We start from the raw sequence: 18,067 nt of genomic DNA on the forward strand, positions 1-18,067 counted from the left end.
CCGGTGGCGGCGGTGGCGGTGGCAGCCAGCTGCAGAACGGCGTGCCGGTGACCGGCCTGTCGGGCGCGGCGAACAGCGAGCGCCGCTACACGATCGAGGTGCCGGCGGGCCGCAGCCAACTGCGGGTGCAGACGTCTGGCGGCAGCGGTGACGTCGACCTGTACGTGCGCCAGGGTTCGGCGCCGACCACATCGACCTACAGCTGCAGGCCGTACCGGGCGGGCAATGCCGAGACCTGCACCTTCAACAGTCCGGCGGCAGGCACGTGGCACGTGCTGGTGCGCGGCTACAGCGCGTATTCGGGCGTGTCGGTGGTCGGCACGTACTGAGCAGAGCGGGTCCGAGTGGTGGCGGACGGGTTGATCCCGTCCGCCTTTTTTCCGCCGCCATTGCCGGCGGCCGCGAGCGCAGCGCTCGACGTGCAATGATCGCGGCCACGGAAACGGGCCGGGGAAGGACCATGAAGACGGGGATTCTGGCAAAGGCGACCGCGATCGCCGGCATGCTGCTTGCGGGCAGTGCTGCGCTGGCGCACGAGCATGGAGCGTCGGCCTTCGATCCGATGACGCCGGTGCACGTGGTTGCCGAGCGCGGCACCTTCGAGGCCGCGCTGCGCGACTTCAGCGGGCAGGTCGCCGCGCGGCGTGATGCCCTTGGGCGGCCGCTGGTGTTGGCCACGCTGCGCGAGCACCAGGTCGCCGACCTGAGCCGGCACGTGCACGAGGTCGAGCGCCGCTGCGGCGGTTTCTTCGCGTTTGCGACGCGTGCCGAAGCCGAGGCCTTCGTGGCGTCGGACACCGCGTTGCGCGGCCTCCGGGCGGCGCTGCCGGAGTACACGATCGACCAGCAGCGCATGGTTGAAGGCTGGCTGCCGCAGGTGTCGGAGCCGGCGATCAGGGCCACCATCCAGCACCTGTCCACAGCCTGGCCCAATCGCTACTACGCCAGCGCGCACGGCCATGCCGCCCCGCTGTGGATCCGCGACCAGTGGCTGGCACTGGCTGCCGGACGCAGCGATGTCAGCGCCGAGCTGTTCACCGGCTGCAGCAACTGCGCGGGCCAGCCTTCGGTCATCCTCACCATCCGGGGCACCGACCTCGCCGACGAGATCGTGGTCCTGGGCGGCCACCTGGACTCGATTTCCTACGTCGGCTCGGGCAACGGCATGGATGCGCCGGGCGCCGACGACGACGCCTCGGGAATCGCCACCCTCACCGAGGTGCTGCGCATTGCCATGGCCGAGGGCTACCGGCCCCGGCGCACGGTGATGTTCATGGGCTACTCGGCGGAGGAAGTCGGGCTGCGCGGTTCGCGTGCCATTGCCCAGCGCTTCGCGGCCGAGGGTCGCAACGTGGTCGGCGTGCTGCAGATGGACATGACCAACTACCGCGCACCCGGCTCGACCAGCGACATCCGGGTCATGACGGACAACTCGCACCCGCAGCTGGTGCAGTTCCTCAAAGACCTGTTCGACGTTTACCTCGCGCCGCTGGGCCATACCCGCAGCGACTCGAGCTGCGGCTATGCCTGCTCCGACCACGCGTCATGGACGCAGGCCGGGTTCCCCGCGGCGATGTATGACGAGGGCCCGTTCTTCCCGCTCCTGCACACGCCGGACGACACCCTCGAGAACCTTGGCGGCGATGCGGTGCATGCCACTATCATCGCCCGCCTGGGCCTGGCCTTCATGGGTGAGCTGGGCCTGCAGACGCGGGTGCGGTGGACGCCACAGCCGCCGGGCCGGCCACCGTCCGATGGGCCGCCGCGCACCCGGCCCATGCCGCCGCGACCCTGATCGGCCGGGTCAGGCGGCCTCGAAGCGGTTGGCGGCGACGTTCTTGCGCACGGTGAGCGGATCCCAGATGCGTCCGTTCATGGCGATGTAGACGCCGGCCTGCAGCGATTGCACGGCGCCCACGGCGGTGCCGATGTTGAACTCCGCGTCCGAGCCGCGGAAGCGCGCCGGGTTCAGCGCGCCGGTGAGGACGATGGTCCTGTCCTCGAGCGGGGACAGCGCCTTCGCGGTCTCGACCATGGTGTCGGTACCGTGGGTGACCAGCACGTGGCGCGCCTGTTGCGCCGCGATGGTGGCGCGCAGCAGCTCGCGGTCGGCGTCGTCGATGTGCAGCGAGTCCTTGCGGATGATCGGGATCACCCGGAAGCGGAACGCCACGCCAAGCTCTTCGAGGATCCGCCCGATCTGCGGCTCGCCGACCTGGAAGTCCGACTTGTCGTCGAAATAGACCTTGTCGATCGTGCCGCCGGTGGTGACGATCAGCAGTTCTTCCATCGCGTGTTCCTCAAAGGCATGCGGCCGTGGCTGGCGCAGCGCGCCGGCCGACCGGCGGGCTGCGCATTCTAGTCGTTCGCGTCGGGCCGCCCGCTACCGGAGCCTTCGGCTGCTGTTCCTTTCCCCCGGCCCGGCCCGCCGAAGCGCGCGCGCAGCCCGGGCCAGTTCGCGGCAAACACGATGCCGAGTGCAAGCAGCACTTCGCCCAGCGCCCAGGCGCGGTCGACGGACCGCTCCCAGGCCAGCATCACGCCGTGGCAGAACCAGCCCAGCGCCAGCACCCCGGCCCAGAACGGGGCCGTGCGCCGGCGTGCCAGCACGCCGATGCCGAGCAGCAGGGGCGGCAGCGTGAACACCACGAGCGCCTGCAGATAGCGTGTGTCATCCGCGAACCAGGCGGCAAACAGCGCAGACAGGGCCAGCAGCAGGATCGAAAGGGTGACCCGGGATAGCGGCAACGCCATCAGGAAAGCCTCGCCGCGAGACTGGCGATCCGCCGCCCCAGCGCACGTGCCAGTCGCGCCTCTTCGTCGCTGGGCGTGGGATCGTTGTCGCCGCCGGCGACGTGGCTGGCGCCGTAGGGCGTGCCGCCGGTGCGCGTCGCTGACAGCCCGGGCTCGGTGAACGGGATGCCCGCGATCACGCAGCCGTGGTGCAGCAGCGGCAGCATCATCGTCAGCAGGGTCGACTCCTGGCCGCCGTGCATGGTGGCGGTGGAGGTGAACACCGCTGCCGGTTTGCCGACCAGGGTGCCGCTGGCCCACTCGCTGCCGAGGCTGTCGATGAAATGCTTCATCGGCGCGGCCATGTTGCCGAAGCGGGTGGGGCTGCCGAGCAGCAGCCCGGCGCACGCGTCGAGATCGCTGCTTTCGACATAGGGTGCGCCCTCCTCGGGCACCGGCGCGGTCGCGACCACGGTGACCGGGGCCACCGGCGGCACGGTGCGCAGGCGCGCGGACATGCCCTCGACCTCGCCGATGCCGCGCGCCACCTGGCGTGCGAGCGCGGCCACCGAGCCGCCGCGGCTGTAGTACAGGACCAGGATCTCGGCCATGGGTTCTCCTCCGGGGCCGGCAAGCATAGCCGCAGGCGGGCGCGCGGCGCCGCTTGCCGCGCGATCGGTTAACCTCGCGGCGATGGAGCCACTGGATTCGCTCAACCGCTGGGGCGAGCGCCTGCGCGACCGCGCGCGCGCCACGACCTTCGCCCGTTTCCTCTGGCGGCGGTTCCTCGACGATCGCCTGTTCGAGGCTGCGGGTGCGCTGTCGTTCACCACCACCTTCGCCCTGGTGCCGCTGTCGATGGTGGTGTTCGGCGTGCTGTCGGCGTTCCCGGTGTTCGAGGAATGGCGCGATCTGTTGACCGGCTTCATCTTCGCCAACTTCGTACCCAGCTCGGCCGAGGGCATCCGCGACTGGCTGCTGTCGTTCTCCGGGAACACCGGCAAGCTCACCGCCGTGGGCGTGATCGCCCTGGTGGTCTCGGTGCTGGTGACGCTGTTCGGGATCGAGTCGGCCTTCAACCGGATCTGGCGCGTGCACTCCGCGCGGCCGAAATTCTCCCGCTTCCTGGTGTACTGGACGGTGCTGACCCTGGGCGCGCTGGTGGCCGCGGCCAGCCTGTCGGTGCTGGGCCGGATCTTCGCGCTGGAGGTGTTCAGCACCGGCGCCGGGCAATGGCTGCAGGCCACCCTGCTGGGCGCCGCGCCGGTGGTCATCGAACTGCTGGCGTTTGCCATGATCTATCGCGTGGTGCCGCACCGCACCGTGCAGTGGCGGCACGCCTTCGCAGGCGCGGTGGTGGCGGTGCTGCTGCTCGAGGCCGGCCGTCGCCTGATCGGCATCTACCTTGGAAGCTTCAACGGCTACCAGAACATCTATGGCGCGGTGGCCTTCGTGCCGATCTTCCTGCTGTGGCTGTACTTCGGCTGGGTGAGCGTGCTGCTGGGCGCCTCGTTCGCGTCGTCGGTCTCGGCGTTCCGCTACCAGCCGGCGCACATGCGCTTGCCGCAGGGCTACGAGATCTACGCCATGCTGCGCCTGCTCGCCCGCCTGCGCGAGGCGCGCGCGGAGGGCAGGGGGCTGCACAGCGACGGGATCCTCGACTGCGAGCCGGTGCTCACCGACGCACTGGTGCAGGAGACGCTGGGACAGCTGGAATCGATCCGCGTGGTGCGCCGGGCGGAAGGTGGCGAATGGCTCCTGGCCCGCGACCTCGACGACCTCAGCCTGGCCGAACTTTACGAAGCCGGCCAGCTGCGCATCCCGATCGCCGAGGCGCACCTTCCCGGTGCCGATGACGCCCGCGGCGCCGCGGTGATCGCCACCATCGACCAGCTGCGGCTGCCGCTGCGCGACCTGCTCCGTCGCCGCGTCGGCGACTGCCTCGACCAACCGCCCGGATGACCGACATGCCACTGCGCCACGCCCTTGCCGCCGGCCTCGCCCTTGCACTCCTTGTCGCCTGCCAGCGCGACGATGCGCCGGGGCCGGGCGCCCTGGAGAAGGCAGCTCCGGCCACGGCGCCCGATGCGGGGCAGGGCGATGTGCGCAGCGGGGCACACGACGACGCGGACGCTGCGCCCGGACTCACGGCTGAAGGGACGGACCCGGTCCCGGATGCCGGTGGCGCCGAGTATCCGTCCCTGGTCGTGGCCACCCTCGATGGCGCCAGCTACGACCTTTCCGAGCGCCGCGGGCGCTGGGTGGTGGTGAATTTCTGGGCCACCTGGTGCGCGCCCTGCATCAAGGAAATGCCGGAACTGTCCGCGCTGGACGCCATGCGCGAGCACGTCGAGGTCATCGGCCTGGCCTACGAGGACACCGACCCGGAGACCCTGCGCGCGTTCCTGCAGAAGCGTCCGGTGGTGTATCCGGTGGCGATCATCGACACCTATGACCCGCCACGCGACTTCCCGACTCCGCGCGGCCTGCCGCTCACCTGCCTGGTCGCGCCCGACGGGCGCCTGGTGAAGACATTCCTCGGCCCGGTGACGGCCGCGGACCTGGAGCAGGCGATCGAAGCCGCCGGCGGCCCGGCACCCGGCCAGGCCAGCTGACCCGCGCTCCCCTCCGACCCGGGTATCCAGTCGTCCGCAGGGTCTTCAGTCGCCGTCGACGGCGTAGGGCGGGATCGGTTCCAGCATGCCGTAGCACTCTTCGAGCGGCTGCTGCGGCAGCGGCGGGAACTCGGGATGGACCTCGGGCACGGTCACGTCGGGCAGGCGGTCGAGCAGGTTGCGGATCAGGGCCAGCCGCCCCGACTTCTGGTGGTTGAAGTCGACCAGGCTCCATGGCGCGTGCGGGGTGTGCGTGGCGACCAGCATCGCTTCACGCGCCCGGGTGTAGTCGTCGTAGCGCAGCCGCGCCTCGAGATCGATGGGTGACAGCTTCCAGGCCTTGAGCGGATCCTCGCGGCGTTCGGCGAAGCGCTCCTCCTGCTGCTCCTGGTCGCAGCACAGCCAGTACTTGAAAAGGCGGATGCCGTCGTCGACGAGCAGCTTCTCGAATACCGGCGCCTGCAGCAGGAAGGCGTCGACCTGGTCCTTGCTGGCGAAGCCCATCACCTGTTCGACGCCGGCACGGTTGTACCAGCTGCGGTCGAACAGCACGATCTCGCCGGCGCTCGGCAGGTGCGGGACGTAGCGCTGGAAGTACCACTCTCCCTGCTCGCGTTCGCTCGGCTTGGGCAGCGCGACCACGCGGTACTGGCGAGTGTCCAGGTGCTCGGTGATGGCCCTGACCGTGCCCCCCTTGCCCGCGGTGTCGCGACCCTCGAGCAGGACCACGATGCGCTCGCCGTGATGGCGCGCCCAGCGTGCCATCGCCACGAGCTCGAGCTGCAGCGCCTTGATCTCGCGCTTGTAATCCTTGCCACGGAATTCACGGGTCACGAAGACGCCTCCTGCAGTTGGATGGGGGCCGGCATCAGGCCGCTGCGGTGGCGGTCGGCCATGGCCCTGGCCATGGCCGCGAAGTCGCGCGCGAAGCCGGGCATGTCGAACAGTCCCGACGAGGCGCGAAGCTGCTGCAGGCGGAGGCGGACATCGTGGAGCCGGGCCGGGTCACTGCCCAGTGCGATGGCGAGCTCGACGAAGGCGCGGTCGTCGGCGACGTTGAGTTCACCAAGACCGAGGTGGTGGTTGAGGCTGCCGGCCACGCGCGCGGCGAAGGTGCGCCCGGGGCGCGTCAGCACCGGGCAGCCGGCCCAGAGCGCGTCGGAGGCGGTGGTGTGGGCGTTGTAGGGATTGCTGTCGAGGAAGAGGTCGGCGAGCTGCAGCCGCGCCAGGTAGGCCGCGTGGGGCTGCTTGGCCATGAAGACCAGGCGCGCCGGGTCGACGCCAGCCGAGGTCGCGGCGGCGCGCAGGCGCTCGTCGCCACCTCCGGGACCGGAGAGCAGCCACAGCGTGCTGCCGGGTACGCCGCGCAGTACGGCCATCGCACGCATGAAGCTGGCCGGATTGGTCTTGTAGCTGTTGTTGAAGCAGCAGAACACCACGCCGGTGTCGGGAAGCCCGCATTCGGCGCGCGCAGGCGGCGCTGCCGGTGCGCGACGCGTATCGGAGGGCTGGAAGCAGCGCGGCAGCCGCGCGACGGCTTCGGAAAACCCCGCCTCGAGGGCCTGCGGCAGCACGAAGCCGTCGGCCAGCACGTAGTCGATCCAGGGCGCGCCCGACGTGCCGGGGTAGGCCAGCCAGTTGACCTGCACGGGTGCGGGCCGCATCGCGAGCACCGCGGGGGTGCCGCCGCCGCCCCAGCCGCGCAGGTCGTGGAGGACGTCGATGCCGGTCTCGCGGATGCGCATGGCCACCGCCGCGTGCGGGTGGGCGGACACGTCATGCAGCGTGGTGGCGGCTTCGAGTCGCTGGCGGACCAGGCTGCCGTCGCCGGCATTGAGCGCGAACAGATGGACCTCGAGTCCGGGCTCGGTGCGCAGCGCTTCCAGGAAGGCGACCGTGAGCAGGCCGGTGGGGTGGGCGCCGAAGCCGTTGGACAGCAGGCCGATGCGCAGCGGACCGTCGCCGGCGGGCCCGCGTGGCGGCAGCGGGCGGACCGCGCGCGCGACGCCGATGGCGTTGAGGCGCGCGCAGCGGAGCTGCTCCAGGGCGTCGCCGTCTTCGCTGAGGAAAGCGAACGGCTCCACCGCCGCCTCGCCCTGGGCCACCGCAGCGCGCACCTGGGCCGACAGCGCGTCCAGACCGCGCCAGTCGCAGAGCCGCCTGCGCCAGGCAAGGAGATAGGCCGCGATCTGTGCCGAGCCTGGCGCAAGGGCATGGGCGCGGGCATAGGCGTCTGCCGCAGCTTCCGCCTCGCCGATATCTTCGAGCACATGGCCCAGCCACAGCGCGATGCCGGGGTGTCGGGGAGCCGCGCGGGCGGCCTGGCCGAGGCTGTCCGCGGCCGCGCGGTGCTGGCCGCGCAGCCACTGCGCGCGGCCCAGGCGTGCAAGCGCTTCGGGATGCCCTGGTGCCAGCGCCAGCGCGCGCCGGGCGGCGGCCTCGCCGCTGGCGCCATCGCCGGCGTCCAGTTCGGCGTCGGCCAGCACGACCCAGGCGATGGGATTGCCGGGGGCGGCCGCCACTGCGCGTCGCGCTTCGTCGCGGGGGTCCCGCATCGCGTTCATGCGGGAACCCCGGGGTTCACGAGGCCTGCTCCGACAGGCGCGCCAGTTCGTCCACCTGGTGCTCGCGGGTGAGGCGGTCCACCAGCGCATCGAGCGCGCCGTCCATCACGTTGGGCAGGTCGTAGAGGGTCAGGCCCTCGACGCGGTGGTCGGTGATCCGGCCCTGTGGGTAGCTGTAGGTGCGGATGCGCTGGCTGCGGTCGCCGCTGCCGACCTGCAGCTTGCGGCTGGCGGCAGTGGCGGCGGCGCGGCGCTCCGCCTCGGCCTCGGCCAGCATCGCGCGCAGGCGCTTCATCGCCTTGTCGCGGTTGGCGTGCTGCGAGCGCTCGGTCTGTGACTCCACCACCACGCCGGAGGGCAGGTGGGTGATGCGGATCGCGGAGTCGGTCTTGTTGACGTGCTGGCCGCCGGCGCCCGACGAGCGGAAGGTATCGACGCGCAGGTCGGCGGGGTTGATCTCGATCGGCTCGCCGTCTTCCTCGACCGGGATGATCGCGACCGTCGCCGCCGAGGTGTGGATGCGGCCCTGGGACTCGGTTTCCGGCACCCGCTGCACGCGATGGGTCCCTGATTCGAATTTCAGGCGCGCGTACGCGCCGGCGCCTTCGACGCGGGCCACGACCTCGCGGAAGCCGCCGTGCTCGCCGCTGCTGGCGGATTCGATCTCGACCCGCCACCCCTGGCGTTCGGCATAGCGGGTGTACATGCGCAGCAGGTCGCCGGCGAAGATCGCGGCCTCGTCGCCGCCAGTGCCGGCGCGGACTTCGAGGTAGATGCCACCGTCGTCGCGACTGTCGCGCGGCACCAGCAGGGCCATCAGCACGTCGTCGAGTTGGGCCAGACGCGCGCTCGCCGCCTCGATTTCGTCTTCGGCCAGCTCGCGCAGCTCCGGATCGGCGCGCATCGCCTCGGCGGCCTCGAGGTCGGCGCGCGCGCGGCCTTCGTCGGCGAGCGCGGCAGCGAGCGGGTCGAGGCCGGCGAATTCGCGCGACAGGGCGCGGAATTTCGACTGGTCGGCAGCGACCGAGGGCTCGGCGAGCAGCCGCTCGAGTTCGTCGCGACGTTCGGCCAGGGCCTCGAGCTTACGGCGCAGGGTCGGCAGCATCGTCGTTGCCGGTGCTGGCGGTGTGCCCGGGTCCCGCAGGGGCCGGCGGGAGCATGCGTTCGACCGCGTCCAGCATGGCGGTATCGCCGGCAGCGGCGGCCTCGCGCAGCGCCGCTGTCGGCGGGTGCAGCAGGCGGTTGGTGAGCGTATGCGCGAGGAATTCCAGCGTCGCCTCCGGTGACTGGCCGGCGGCCAGCTGCTGGCGCGCGCGCTCCAGGACCTCGGTGCGTGCCGCTTCGCCGTGGGCCCGCAGGCGGCGTATAGGACCGCTGCGCGCGCCGGCGGCCTGCATCTGCGCGTAGCTCGCCACCTGCAGGTCGATGATCGATTCAGCGGCGTCGGCGGCCTCGCGGCGGTTGCGGCGGTTGTCCTCGACCGCCCGCTCGAGATCGTCGACGGTATACAGGTAGACATCGCGCAGGCCGCCGACATCCGGATCGATGTCGCGCGGCACGGCAAGATCGAGCAGCAGCATCGGGCGATGGCGCCGCGCGAGCATGGCCGACTCCACGGCGGCGCGGTCGATGACCGGTTCGCGGCTGGCCGTGGCGGAAAACACGATGTCGGCGAGGTGCAGGTGGTGCTCGAGCTCTTCCAGTGGCAGGGCGACGCCGCCATGCCGCTGCGCCAGCTCCTCGGCGTGGCGATAGGTGCGGTTGGCCACCATCAGTCGCTTGACCCTGGCCGCGGCCAGGTGGCGCGCCGCGAGTTCGATGGTTTCTCCGGCGCCGACCAGCAGGACGGCCGAATCCTCCGGCCGGGCGAAGCTGTCCTGCGCCAGGCGCACCGCCATCGACGCCATCGATACCGGACTGGTGCCGATGCGGGTCTCGGTGCGCGCGCGCTTGGCAGTGACGAAGGCGTGCTGGAACAGGCGGTCGAGCTGGCCGCCAAGCGTGCCCGCGCCGCGCGCCATGGACCAGGCCTGCTTCACCTGGCCCAGGATCTGCGGCTCGCCCAACACCATCGAATCAAGGCCCGTGGCGACGCGGAACAGATGGCGCGCGGCATCGGCGTCGGCGTGCCGGTACAGATAGGCCTCCAGCGAACCGGCATCGCCCATCGGGTCCTCGGGGTGGGTGGCCAGCCAGTTCACCAGCGCGCGGCCGTCATCGTCGGCCACGGCATAGAGTTCGGTGCGATTGCAGGTCGACAGCAGCGCGACCTCGCGCACGCCGGGCAGGGCGCGCAGGTCCGCCAGCGCGTGGCCCAGCCGATCGTCGGCAAAGGCCACCCGTTCGCGCAGTTCGACGGGCGCGGTCTGGTGGTTGAGGCCGATGGCGACAAGGCTCATTCGTTCAGGTGCTTGCGATAAAGTGCCGGCATGACATGGCGACATTTTACGGTGCCTGCGCCTCGCGCGTCCCGCAGCCTCCGGAAAGGGCGTTCCGCGCCCATCCGGGCGCTGGCCGTGCTGCTGGCCGCGGCCCTGTGCACGGTGGCAGCGGCAGCGGCGCACGCCAGCGATGGCGCCGTGGAAGCGCCCCTGCGCGAGGTCATGGCGGCCGAGTTCGCGGTCTCCGCCGGGCGCCTGGATGAAGCGGTGGCGTGGTACCTCAAGGCGGCGCGTGCCGCGCCCGGGGATGCCGCACTGGCCTCCCGGGCCACCCGCTACGCCTTGATGGGGCGCGATGACCGGGCGCTCGGCGAAGCGCTGGCGCTGTGGCGCGAGCGGGCCCCGGAATCGCTCGGCATGCAGGCCGCGGGCGCCACCCTGGCCCTGCGCACCGGCAAGGCGCGGGCCGCACGGCGCGGGCTCGAAGCCATGTTGCGCGAAGGCGGCGCCCGCGGCTGGCTGGCCGCCTTCGGAGTGATCGGCACCGGCAGCCGCGACCCTGCGCTGTCCGCGCGCGTGCTCGGGCAGCTGTTCGATCGTGGCGCCCTGCCCACCGAGCCGATGCCGCTGTCGGCGGCGGGGCAGCTTGCACTTGGCCTGGGCGACGACGACCTGTTCGGTCGCATCGACGCCGTGGCGCGCGAGCTGCATCCCGACGACCCCGCCATGGGCCTGCTGCGGGTCCAGTACCTGCACCGCACCGGTCATGGCGACGATGCCCGCGCGGTGCTGGATGCGCTGGCCGCCGCGGACGTCCTGGTGGCGCCGCGGATCCGTGCGCGCGTGGCGCTGGCCTATGCCGGGCTCGGCGACCCCGCGGCGGGCGCGGCCCTGCTTGCCGCCGCCCCCGGTGGGGATGACGACCTCGGCCAGGTGGCGCTGCGCGCGTCGCTGCTGGCCGACGCCGACGACAAGGTCGCGCTGGCCGCGCTCTACGACGACCTGGCCAAGGGTGCCGAGGTGCCCAATCCGGCGCGGCGGCTGCTGCTGGCCCAGGTCGCGGAATTCCTCGAACGGCCGGGCGAAGCCCTGGACTGGTATCGCAGCGTCCCCGGTGGCGAGCAGCGCGCCACCGCGCGCCTGCGCGCCACCAAGATGCTGCACGATCTCGACCGTGGCGAAGAGGCCTACGCGGCGCTCCACGCCCTGCAGCAGGATGCCGACGCCGATGATCAGCTGCGCCGCGATGCCTACCTGATGGAGTCCGAGCTGCGTCGCGAGGACGGCAACGCCGCCGCCGAGCTGGATGCCCTGGCGCGCGGGCTGGCCGCGTTTCCCGACGAATCCGCGCTGCTGTACTCGCGCGCGCTCATGTGGGAGCGCCGCGACGACATTGCCCGCGCCGAGGCCGATCTGCGCCGCATCCTGGTGGCCGAGCCCGACAACACCGCGGCCCTGAACGCGCTGGGCTATACCCTGGCCGACCGCACCGACCGCTACCGCGAAGCGCTGGAGCTCATCGAGCGCGCGCGGGTGGCGGAGCCCGCCAACGCCGCGATCATCGACAGCTATGGCTGGGTGCTGCACCGGCTGGGCCGCAACGAGGAGGCGCTGGTCGAACTGCGTCGCGCCTTCGTGCTCGAGAAGGACGCCGAGATCGCCGCGCACGTCGGCACCGTGCTGTGGCAGCTGGGTCGTCGGGACGAGGCCATGGAATGGTTCGAGGATGCTCGCGGCATCGATCCCGACAATCGCTCGCTGCAGCGCGCGCTGGAGGACGTCGGCGCATGAAGTATCCGCGGATCCTGTTCGGCCTGGCCTGCGCCGGCGCGCTGGCCGCCTGCGCCACGCGGCCCCTTCCGCCAGCGGCGCTGCCGGCGCTTGACGCGGCCGCGTTGCAGCGTGCGGAAACCATCCAGGCCGGGCGCGCGCAGGCACTCGCCGCGATGCCGGCCTGGCAGCTGGGCGGGCGCGCGGCCATCACCCGCGGCACCAGGGGCGGCAGCGGACGCATCGAGTGGCGCCAGGACGGCGCGGCCATCGAGGTCGCGCTGGCGGCACCGGTGACCCGGCAAAGCTGGCGCTTGTCCGTGGACGCGGGCGGTGCACGGCTGGAGGGCATGGAGGGTGGCACGCGCACCGGTCCGGATGGCCAGCAACTGTTGCTCGAAGCCACCGGCCTCGACGTGCCCGTGCGCGCGCTCGGCGCATGGCTGCGCGGCCTGCCGGCCGACGAAGCCGAACATGGTCCCGCGCGCATGGACTTCGGCGCCGACCTGCTGCCCGCGCGCCTGGAGCAGGCCGGCTGGACCATCGAGTTCCGCAGGTGGCGAGACGCCGGCGGCGGGCATCCGGCGCTGCCGCTGCGCATCGATGCCGGCCGTGGCGACGCCGGCGTGCGCCTGGTCGTCGACGACTGGGGCGAGGCCGGGCCATGACCGCGCCCGGCTGGTCTGCGTGGCCGGCGCCGGCCAAGCTCAATCTTTTCCTGCACATCACCGGGCGTCGTGCCGACGGCTATCACGAGCTGCAGACGGTGTTCCGGCTCCTCGACTGGGGCGATACCGTGCACCTGCGCCCGCGCATGGACGGCCGCATCGTTCGCCACGGCGGGGATCTCCGGGCGGTACCGGACGCGCTGGACCTCAGTCTGCGCGCGGCGAAACTCCTGCAAAAATCGTTCAACGTCGCCCAAGGTGCGGATATCCGCGTTGAAAAGAGGATTCCTGCCGGGGCCGGCCTTGGCGGCGGATCGTCCGATGCGGCCACCGTCCTGTGCGCGCTGGGCGCGATTTGGGGCGTGGATGCCGACCGCGACGCGCTGGCACTGCTGGCTGCCCGCCTTGGAGCCGACGTGCCGGTGTTCGTCCACGGTTGCAGTGCCTGGGCCGAAGGCGTCGGGGAGGTGCTGGTGCCAATGGAGCTGCCGCCGGCCTGGTACGTGGTCGCCGACCCGGGTGTCCACGTCGCCACCGCGACGCTGTTCCAAGCCCCTGAATTGACGAGGGATGCCCCGCCCGCGACAATGTCCGACTTCGCTTCGGGTGCTCTGCTCGGCAATGTGTTCGAGCCGGTGCTGCGTGCCCTGGAACCTGCCGTCGAGGCCGCGTTCCAGGTGCTTTCGCGCATCGGTCCGCCACGCTTGACCGGGACGGGCAGCGGCTGCTTCGTCGAGTTCGCCACGCGCGGGCACGCCGAAGCCGCGCTCGCCGCGCTGCCTGACGGGTTTCGTGCCCGGGTGGTGGCCGGCGTGTCGCGTTCGCCGCTGCTGGATGCACTTGCGGCCTGGTCACTGCAGGGGCGTCGCCAAGTGGCCCAAGGCACCGGGTTTTGATCCCGGCATTCGCAGGTTCGAATCCTGCCGCCCCTGCCAATCACATCGTTGCTTGCAGCACCTCCAGCGGAGTAGTCCCGTGAAGAAAGAAGATGGCAACCTGCTGATCTTCTCCGGCAATGCCAATCGCCCGCTCGCCCAGGCCGTGTGCCGGGAGCTCGGCGTGCGTCCCGGCAAGGCGCTGGTGTCCACGTTCTCCGACGGCGAGGTCCAGGTCGAGATCGAGGAGAACGTGCGCCGCCAGGACGTGTTCGTGGTGCAGTCCACCTGCGCCCCGACCGCCGAGAACCTGATGGAGGTGCTGGCGCTGATCGATGCGCTCAAGCGCGCCTCGGCAAGCAGCGTCACCGCGGTGGTGCCGTACTTCGGCTACGCCCGCCAGGACCGCCGCATGCGCTCCTCGCGGGTGCCGATCACGGCCAAGCTGGCTGCGCGGATGTTCACCGCGGCCGGGGCGGACGGTCTGCTGACCGTCGACCTGCACGCCGACCAGATCCAGGGATTCTTCGACATCCCGCTGGACAACGTCTACGCCTCGCCGCTGCTGCTGGCCGACATCTGGCGCGCGCACGGCACCGACAACATGGTGGTGGTCAGCCCGGACGTGGGGGGCGTGGTGCGTGCGCGCGCAATTGCCAAGCGCCTGGACGATGCGGACCTCGCGATCATCGACAAGCGCCGCCCGAAGGCCAATGTGGCCACGGTGATGAACATCATCGGCGACGTGTCCGGCAAGACCTGCGTGCTGGTGGATGACATCGTCGATACCGCCGGCACCCTGTGCGCCGCCGCCGCGGCGCTGAAGGGGGAGGGGGCCACCAAGGTCGTCGCCTACTGCACCCATCCCGTGCTGTCGGGTGCCGCGATCGACAACGTGATGCGCTCCCAGCTCGATGAGCTGGTGGTGACTGATACCATTCCCCTTTCCGACGCGGCCCGCGCCTGTGGCCGCATCCGCCAGCTCAGCGTCGCCGAGCTCCTGGCCGAAACCATCCGCCGCATCGCCTTCGGCGAATCGGTGAGTTCGCTGTACGTGGACTGACGGCCCGGCCGCATCCGACCCGTTTCAACAGGCTCCCCTGGTCGCGGGGGAGTCACCATCCGCCGCGAGGCGATCAATCCAGAGCAAGTGAGCAAAACTGATGAACGAGAACAAGATCACGGCCTCCAGCCGCAGTGACGAAGGTAAGGGTGCGAGCCGCCGCCTGCGTCATGCCGGCAAGGTCCCCGCCATCGTCTACGGTGGCGAAGCCGCCCCCAAGAGCATCCAGCTCGACCAGGAAAAGACCTGGGTCGCCAGCCAGCACGAATGGTTCTATTCGTCGATCCTCGACCTCGAGGTCGACGGCAAGATCGAGCGCGTGCTCCTGCGCGACATGCAGCGCCACCCGTACCGCCAGCTGATCATGCACCTGGACTTCCAGCGCGTGAACGAGAACGAGGTCATCCGCGTCAGCGTGCCGCTGCACCTGGTGAACGCCGACACCTCGCCCGCCGGCAAGGATGCGAGCGTGGTCCTGACCCAGGAGCTCAACGAGGTCGAAGTCATCTGCCTGCCGGGCAAGTTGCCTGAATCGATCGAAGTCGACCTGGCCAACATGCAGATGGGCGACACCGTGCACCTGTCCGACGTCGTGCTGCCGGAAGGCGTCGAGCTCGTGGCCAAGATCGACGACGAGCACAACCCGGCCGTTGCCGTGGCCCGTCACGCGCGCGTCGAGGCCGAGCCCGAGGCCGACGAAGCCGCCGCCGATGGCGCCGAGGTTCCTGCCGCCAAGCAGGACGCCGAGGAGAAGTAAGGCGCACCGCGCCGGCGCCGCCATCCGCGGGCGCCGGTCGGCGTCGACCCGATGGACGGTCTTCGACTCATCGTCGGGCTGGGCAATCCCGGCACCGAGCACGCACGGACCCGGCACAATGCCGGGTTCCGTTTTGTCGACGCCCTGGCCGAACGCGAGGGCGAGCGCTTCAGGGTCGACGGCAAGCTGTACGGCGAGACGGCCAGGGTCCGGATCGCGGGCCACGAGGCCTGGCTGCTCAAGCCGGCCACCTTCATGAACCTCAGCGGCAAGTCGGTGCTCGCCGCCTTGCAGTTCTGGAAGATCGAGCCGGAACAGGCGCTGCTGGTCCACGACGAGCTGGACCTTCCGCCAGGCACCGCCAGGCTCAAGTTCGACGGTGGGCACGGCGGCCAGAACGGACTGCGCGACACCATGCGCCTGCTCGGCCACGGCCGGTTCCACCGCCTGCGCGTCGGCATCGGCCACCCCGGGCACAAGGACCGCGTCACCGGATGGGTGCTGGGGCGCCCGTCGCCCGACGACGACATTCTCATCGGACGCGCCATCGACGACGCGTTCGACGTGCTGCCGCTGGCCATGGCCGGCGATTTCAACGAAGCCATGAAGCGGCTGCACACCAACAGGACCTGACAGAACAATGGGCATCACATGCGGCATCGTCGGCCTGCCGAACGTCGGCAAGTCGACCCTCTTCAACGCATTGACCAGGGCGGGCATCGCCGCGGCCAACTTCCCCTTCTGCACGATCGAGCCCAACGTCGGCGTGGTCCCGGTGCCGGATCCGCGCCTGAACGCGCTGGCGGAGATCATCAACCCGCAGAAGGTGATCCCGACCGCGGTCGAGTTCGTCGACATCGCCGGCCTGGTGGCCGGTGCGGCGAGCGGCGAGGGCCTGGGCAACAAGTTCCTCGCCCACATCCGCGAGGTCGACGCGATCTGCCACGTGGTGCGCTGTTTCGAGAACGACGACGTGATCCACGTCAACAACAAGGTCGACCCGATCGCCGACATCGAGACCATCGACACCGAGTTGGCGCTGGCCGACCTGGAGTCGGTCGACAAGGCCCTGCAGCGCGCCGAGCGCTCGGCCAAGACCGGTGACAAGGACGCAAAGGCCCGGGTGGAAGTGCTGGCGCGGGTGCGTGCCGGCCTCGACGACGGCAAGCCGGCGCGGGCGCTGGGCCTGTCGGAGGACGATCGTGCCACGGTGCGCGACCTGTTCCTGCTGACCCTGAAGCCGGTGATGTATGTCGCCAACGTGCTTGAGGACGGGTTCGAGGGCAATCCGCACCTGGACCTCGTCCGCGCCCGGGCGGCAGGCGAGGGCGCCGAGGTGGTGCCGGTCTCGGCCGCCATCGAGGAGGAACTCAGCGAACTCGACGACGCCGACCGCGATGTCTTCCTGGCCGACCTGGGCCTGGAGGAGCCGGGCCTGAACCGGGTCATCCGCGCGGCTTACAGCCTGCTGGGGCTGCAGACCTATTTCACCGCCGGCGTGAAGGAGGTCCGCGCGTGGACGGTCAAGGCCGGTTCCACCGCGCCGCAGGCCGCCGGGGTGATCCACACCGACTTCGAGAAGGGCTTCATCCGCGCCGAGACCATCGGCTACGACGACTTCCTGCGCTACCGCGGCGAATCCGGTGCGCGCGAGGCCGGGCGGCTGCGCCTTGAAGGCAAGGAGTACCGGGTGCAGGAAGGCGATGTCCTGCATTTCCGCTTCAACGTCTGAGCCGGCGGGCGCCGGCGCGGCGTCGCGGTGCCGCAGGCGGCGCGGAAATATGCCGCAGGCGTTGACAGCCTCGATCCGGCGCGTCAAAATCGCGGGCTGATTTCAAAGGTTCCATGTGCTGGAGGGATACCCAAGCGGCCAACGGGGGCAGACTGTAAATCTGCTGGCTTACGCCTTCGGTGGTTCGAATCCACCTCCCTCCACCAGTTTCATCCCGGCGCGGGAGTAGTTCAACGGTAGAACCTCAGCCTTCCAAGCTGATGGTGCGGGTTCGATTCCCGTCTCCCGCTCCACCGCGGGGTATCATTGGAACCGCGGCGCCAGGGTACAACTCACGCTCACGTAGCTCAGTCGGTAGAGCACCTCCTTGGTAAGGAGGAGGTCACTGGTTCGATTCCAGTCGTGAGCACCATCTTCGTCCCGCAGCGGAAAGCGCGGGCTTCCATCCAACAGTTCAACGAGATACGCAATCATGGCCAAGGGTAAGTTCGAGCGCACCAAGCCCCACGTGAACGTGGGCACGATCGGTCACGTGGACCACGGCAAGACGACGCTGACGGCGGCGCTGACGAAGATCGGCGCGGAACGTTTCGGCGGCGAGTTCCATGCCTATGACGCGATCGACAAGGCGCCGGAAGAGAAGGCGCGCGGCATCACGATCTCGACCTCGCACGTCGAGTACGAGAGCCCGACCCGCCACTACGCGCACGTCGACTGCCCGGGCCACGCGGACTATGTGAAGAACATGATCACCGGTGCGGCGCAGATGGACGGCGCGATCCTGGTGTGCTCGGCCGCGGACGGCCCGATGCCGCAGACGCGCGAGCACATCCTGCTGGCGCGCCAGGTGGGCGTGCCGTACATCGTGGTGTTCCTGAACAAGGCCGACATGGTCGACGACGCCGAGCT

Annotated in this window: 19 protein-coding genes and 4 tRNA genes; 16 read left to right on the forward strand and 7 right to left on the reverse strand. The window is 70.6% G+C overall.

Going from position 1 to position 18,067, the window contains the following annotated elements; all coding sequences use genetic code 11:
• The first annotated feature begins 47 nt into the window (after positions 1–47).
• Positions 48–329, forward strand: coding sequence for a PPC domain-containing protein (locus WCE37_RS14095; RefSeq protein ID WP_343279934.1), 282 nt, complete (start codon positions 48–50; stop codon positions 327–329).
• Positions 330–460: 131 nt separating this feature from the next.
• Entirely contained in the window at positions 461–1,795 is a 1,335-nt protein-coding gene (locus WCE37_RS14100; RefSeq protein WP_343279912.1) for a M20/M25/M40 family metallo-hydrolase, read from the forward strand.
• A gap of 9 nt (positions 1,796–1,804) precedes the next feature.
• On the opposite strand, the gene WCE37_RS14105 is transcribed toward WCE37_RS14100, so the two are convergent.
• The 3 genes from WCE37_RS14105 to wrbA all read right to left on the reverse strand — a co-directional run bounded on the left by WCE37_RS14105 (position 1,805) and on the right by wrbA (position 3,344).
• Complete coding sequence (locus WCE37_RS14105; protein ID WP_343279913.1) at positions 1,805–2,290, reverse strand: asparaginase domain-containing protein; 486 nt, start codon at positions 2,288–2,290, stop codon at positions 1,805–1,807.
• Positions 2,291–2,358: 68 nt separating this feature from the next.
• A complete protein-coding gene (locus WCE37_RS14110; RefSeq protein WP_343279914.1) occupies positions 2,359–2,754 on the reverse strand; it encodes a DUF2069 domain-containing protein in 396 nt (131 codons plus the stop codon).
• Positions 2,754–3,344, reverse strand: coding sequence for an NAD(P)H:quinone oxidoreductase (gene wrbA, locus WCE37_RS14115; RefSeq protein WP_343279915.1), 591 nt, complete (start codon positions 3,342–3,344; stop codon positions 2,754–2,756). The genes WCE37_RS14110 and wrbA overlap by 1 nt, the downstream gene beginning before the upstream one ends.
• 82 nt (positions 3,345–3,426) lie before the next feature.
• Here wrbA and WCE37_RS14120 point away from each other — a divergent pair, with 82 nt between their 5' ends.
• The gene (locus WCE37_RS14120) at positions 3,427–4,695 is read left to right on the forward strand and encodes a YihY family inner membrane protein (protein WP_343279916.1); all 1,269 of its coding nucleotides are present in this window, start codon (positions 3,427–3,429) and stop codon (positions 4,693–4,695) included.
• Complete coding sequence (locus tag WCE37_RS14125) at positions 4,692–5,348, forward strand: TlpA disulfide reductase family protein (RefSeq protein WP_343279917.1); 657 nt, start codon at positions 4,692–4,694, stop codon at positions 5,346–5,348. The genes WCE37_RS14120 and WCE37_RS14125 overlap by 4 nt, the downstream gene beginning before the upstream one ends.
• A 45-nt stretch (positions 5,349–5,393) precedes the next feature.
• Here WCE37_RS14125 and ppk2 read toward each other — a convergent pair whose 3' ends face one another.
• The 4 genes from ppk2 to hemA are packed head-to-tail and all read right to left on the reverse strand — an operon-like array spanning position 5,394 to position 10,311.
• Positions 5,394–6,182, reverse strand: coding sequence for a polyphosphate kinase 2 (ppk2, locus tag WCE37_RS14130; protein ID WP_343279918.1), 789 nt, complete (start codon positions 6,180–6,182; stop codon positions 5,394–5,396).
• Positions 6,179–7,912: a UDP-N-acetylglucosamine-peptide N-acetylglucosaminyltransferase gene (locus WCE37_RS14135; protein ID WP_343279919.1), complete on the reverse strand. Its 1,734-nt coding sequence runs from the start codon at positions 7,910–7,912 to the stop codon at positions 6,179–6,181. The genes ppk2 and WCE37_RS14135 overlap by 4 nt, the downstream gene beginning before the upstream one ends.
• A 16-nt stretch (positions 7,913–7,928) precedes the next feature.
• Positions 7,929–9,017, reverse strand: coding sequence for a peptide chain release factor 1 (gene prfA / locus WCE37_RS14140; RefSeq protein WP_343279920.1), 1,089 nt, complete (start codon positions 9,015–9,017; stop codon positions 7,929–7,931).
• Entirely contained in the window at positions 8,995–10,311 is a 1,317-nt protein-coding gene (gene hemA / locus WCE37_RS14145; RefSeq protein ID WP_343279921.1) for a glutamyl-tRNA reductase, read from the reverse strand. Before hemA ends, prfA begins: the two co-directional genes overlap by 23 nt.
• 117 nt (positions 10,312–10,428) lie before the next feature.
• On the opposite strand from hemA, the gene WCE37_RS14150 reads away from it, so the two are divergent.
• The 12 genes from WCE37_RS14150 to WCE37_RS14205 all read left to right on the forward strand — a co-directional run.
• The gene (locus tag WCE37_RS14150) at positions 10,429–12,084 is read left to right on the forward strand and encodes a hypothetical protein (RefSeq protein ID WP_343279922.1); all 1,656 of its coding nucleotides are present in this window, start codon (positions 10,429–10,431) and stop codon (positions 12,082–12,084) included.
• Positions 12,081–12,731: a lipoprotein insertase outer membrane protein LolB gene (lolB, locus tag WCE37_RS14155; protein ID WP_343279923.1), complete on the forward strand. Its 651-nt coding sequence runs from the start codon at positions 12,081–12,083 to the stop codon at positions 12,729–12,731. Before WCE37_RS14150 ends, lolB begins: the two co-directional genes overlap by 4 nt.
• The gene (gene ispE / locus WCE37_RS14160) at positions 12,728–13,627 is read left to right on the forward strand and encodes a 4-(cytidine 5'-diphospho)-2-C-methyl-D-erythritol kinase (RefSeq protein WP_343279924.1); all 900 of its coding nucleotides are present in this window, start codon (positions 12,728–12,730) and stop codon (positions 13,625–13,627) included. Before lolB ends, ispE begins: the two co-directional genes overlap by 4 nt.
• Positions 13,590–13,666, forward strand: a tRNA-Gln gene (locus WCE37_RS14165). The genes ispE and WCE37_RS14165 overlap by 38 nt, the downstream gene beginning before the upstream one ends.
• A gap of 40 nt (positions 13,667–13,706) precedes the next feature.
• A complete protein-coding gene (locus WCE37_RS14170; RefSeq protein ID WP_343279925.1) occupies positions 13,707–14,669 on the forward strand; it encodes a ribose-phosphate diphosphokinase in 963 nt (320 codons plus the stop codon).
• 100 nt (positions 14,670–14,769) lie between these two features.
• Positions 14,770–15,426: a 50S ribosomal protein L25/general stress protein Ctc gene (locus tag WCE37_RS14175; RefSeq protein ID WP_343279926.1), complete on the forward strand. Its 657-nt coding sequence runs from the start codon at positions 14,770–14,772 to the stop codon at positions 15,424–15,426.
• A 51-nt stretch (positions 15,427–15,477) separates the two neighbouring features.
• Positions 15,478–16,059 (forward strand): aminoacyl-tRNA hydrolase, encoded by a 582-nt coding sequence (gene pth, locus WCE37_RS14180; protein WP_343279927.1) that lies wholly within the window; start codon positions 15,478–15,480, stop codon positions 16,057–16,059.
• A 7-nt stretch (positions 16,060–16,066) separates the two neighbouring features.
• Positions 16,067–17,158, forward strand: coding sequence for a redox-regulated ATPase YchF (gene ychF, locus WCE37_RS14185; RefSeq protein WP_343279928.1), 1,092 nt, complete (start codon positions 16,067–16,069; stop codon positions 17,156–17,158).
• A 120-nt stretch (positions 17,159–17,278) separates the two neighbouring features.
• Positions 17,279–17,364: transfer RNA gene (locus tag WCE37_RS14190), tRNA-Tyr, on the forward strand.
• 13 nt (positions 17,365–17,377) lie between these two features.
• Positions 17,378–17,451, forward strand: a tRNA-Gly gene (locus WCE37_RS14195).
• 43 nt (positions 17,452–17,494) lie between these two features.
• Positions 17,495–17,570: transfer RNA gene (locus WCE37_RS14200), tRNA-Thr, on the forward strand.
• Positions 17,571–17,630: 60 nt separating this feature from the next.
• A partial coding sequence (locus tag WCE37_RS14205; protein WP_343279929.1) for a GTP-binding protein occupies positions 17,631–18,067 on the forward strand: 437 nt, incomplete at its 3' end.

This window comes from Luteimonas sp. MJ250 (assembly GCF_039548455.1).
In the GTDB taxonomy this organism is placed as follows: domain Bacteria; phylum Pseudomonadota; class Gammaproteobacteria; order Xanthomonadales; family Xanthomonadaceae; genus Luteimonas.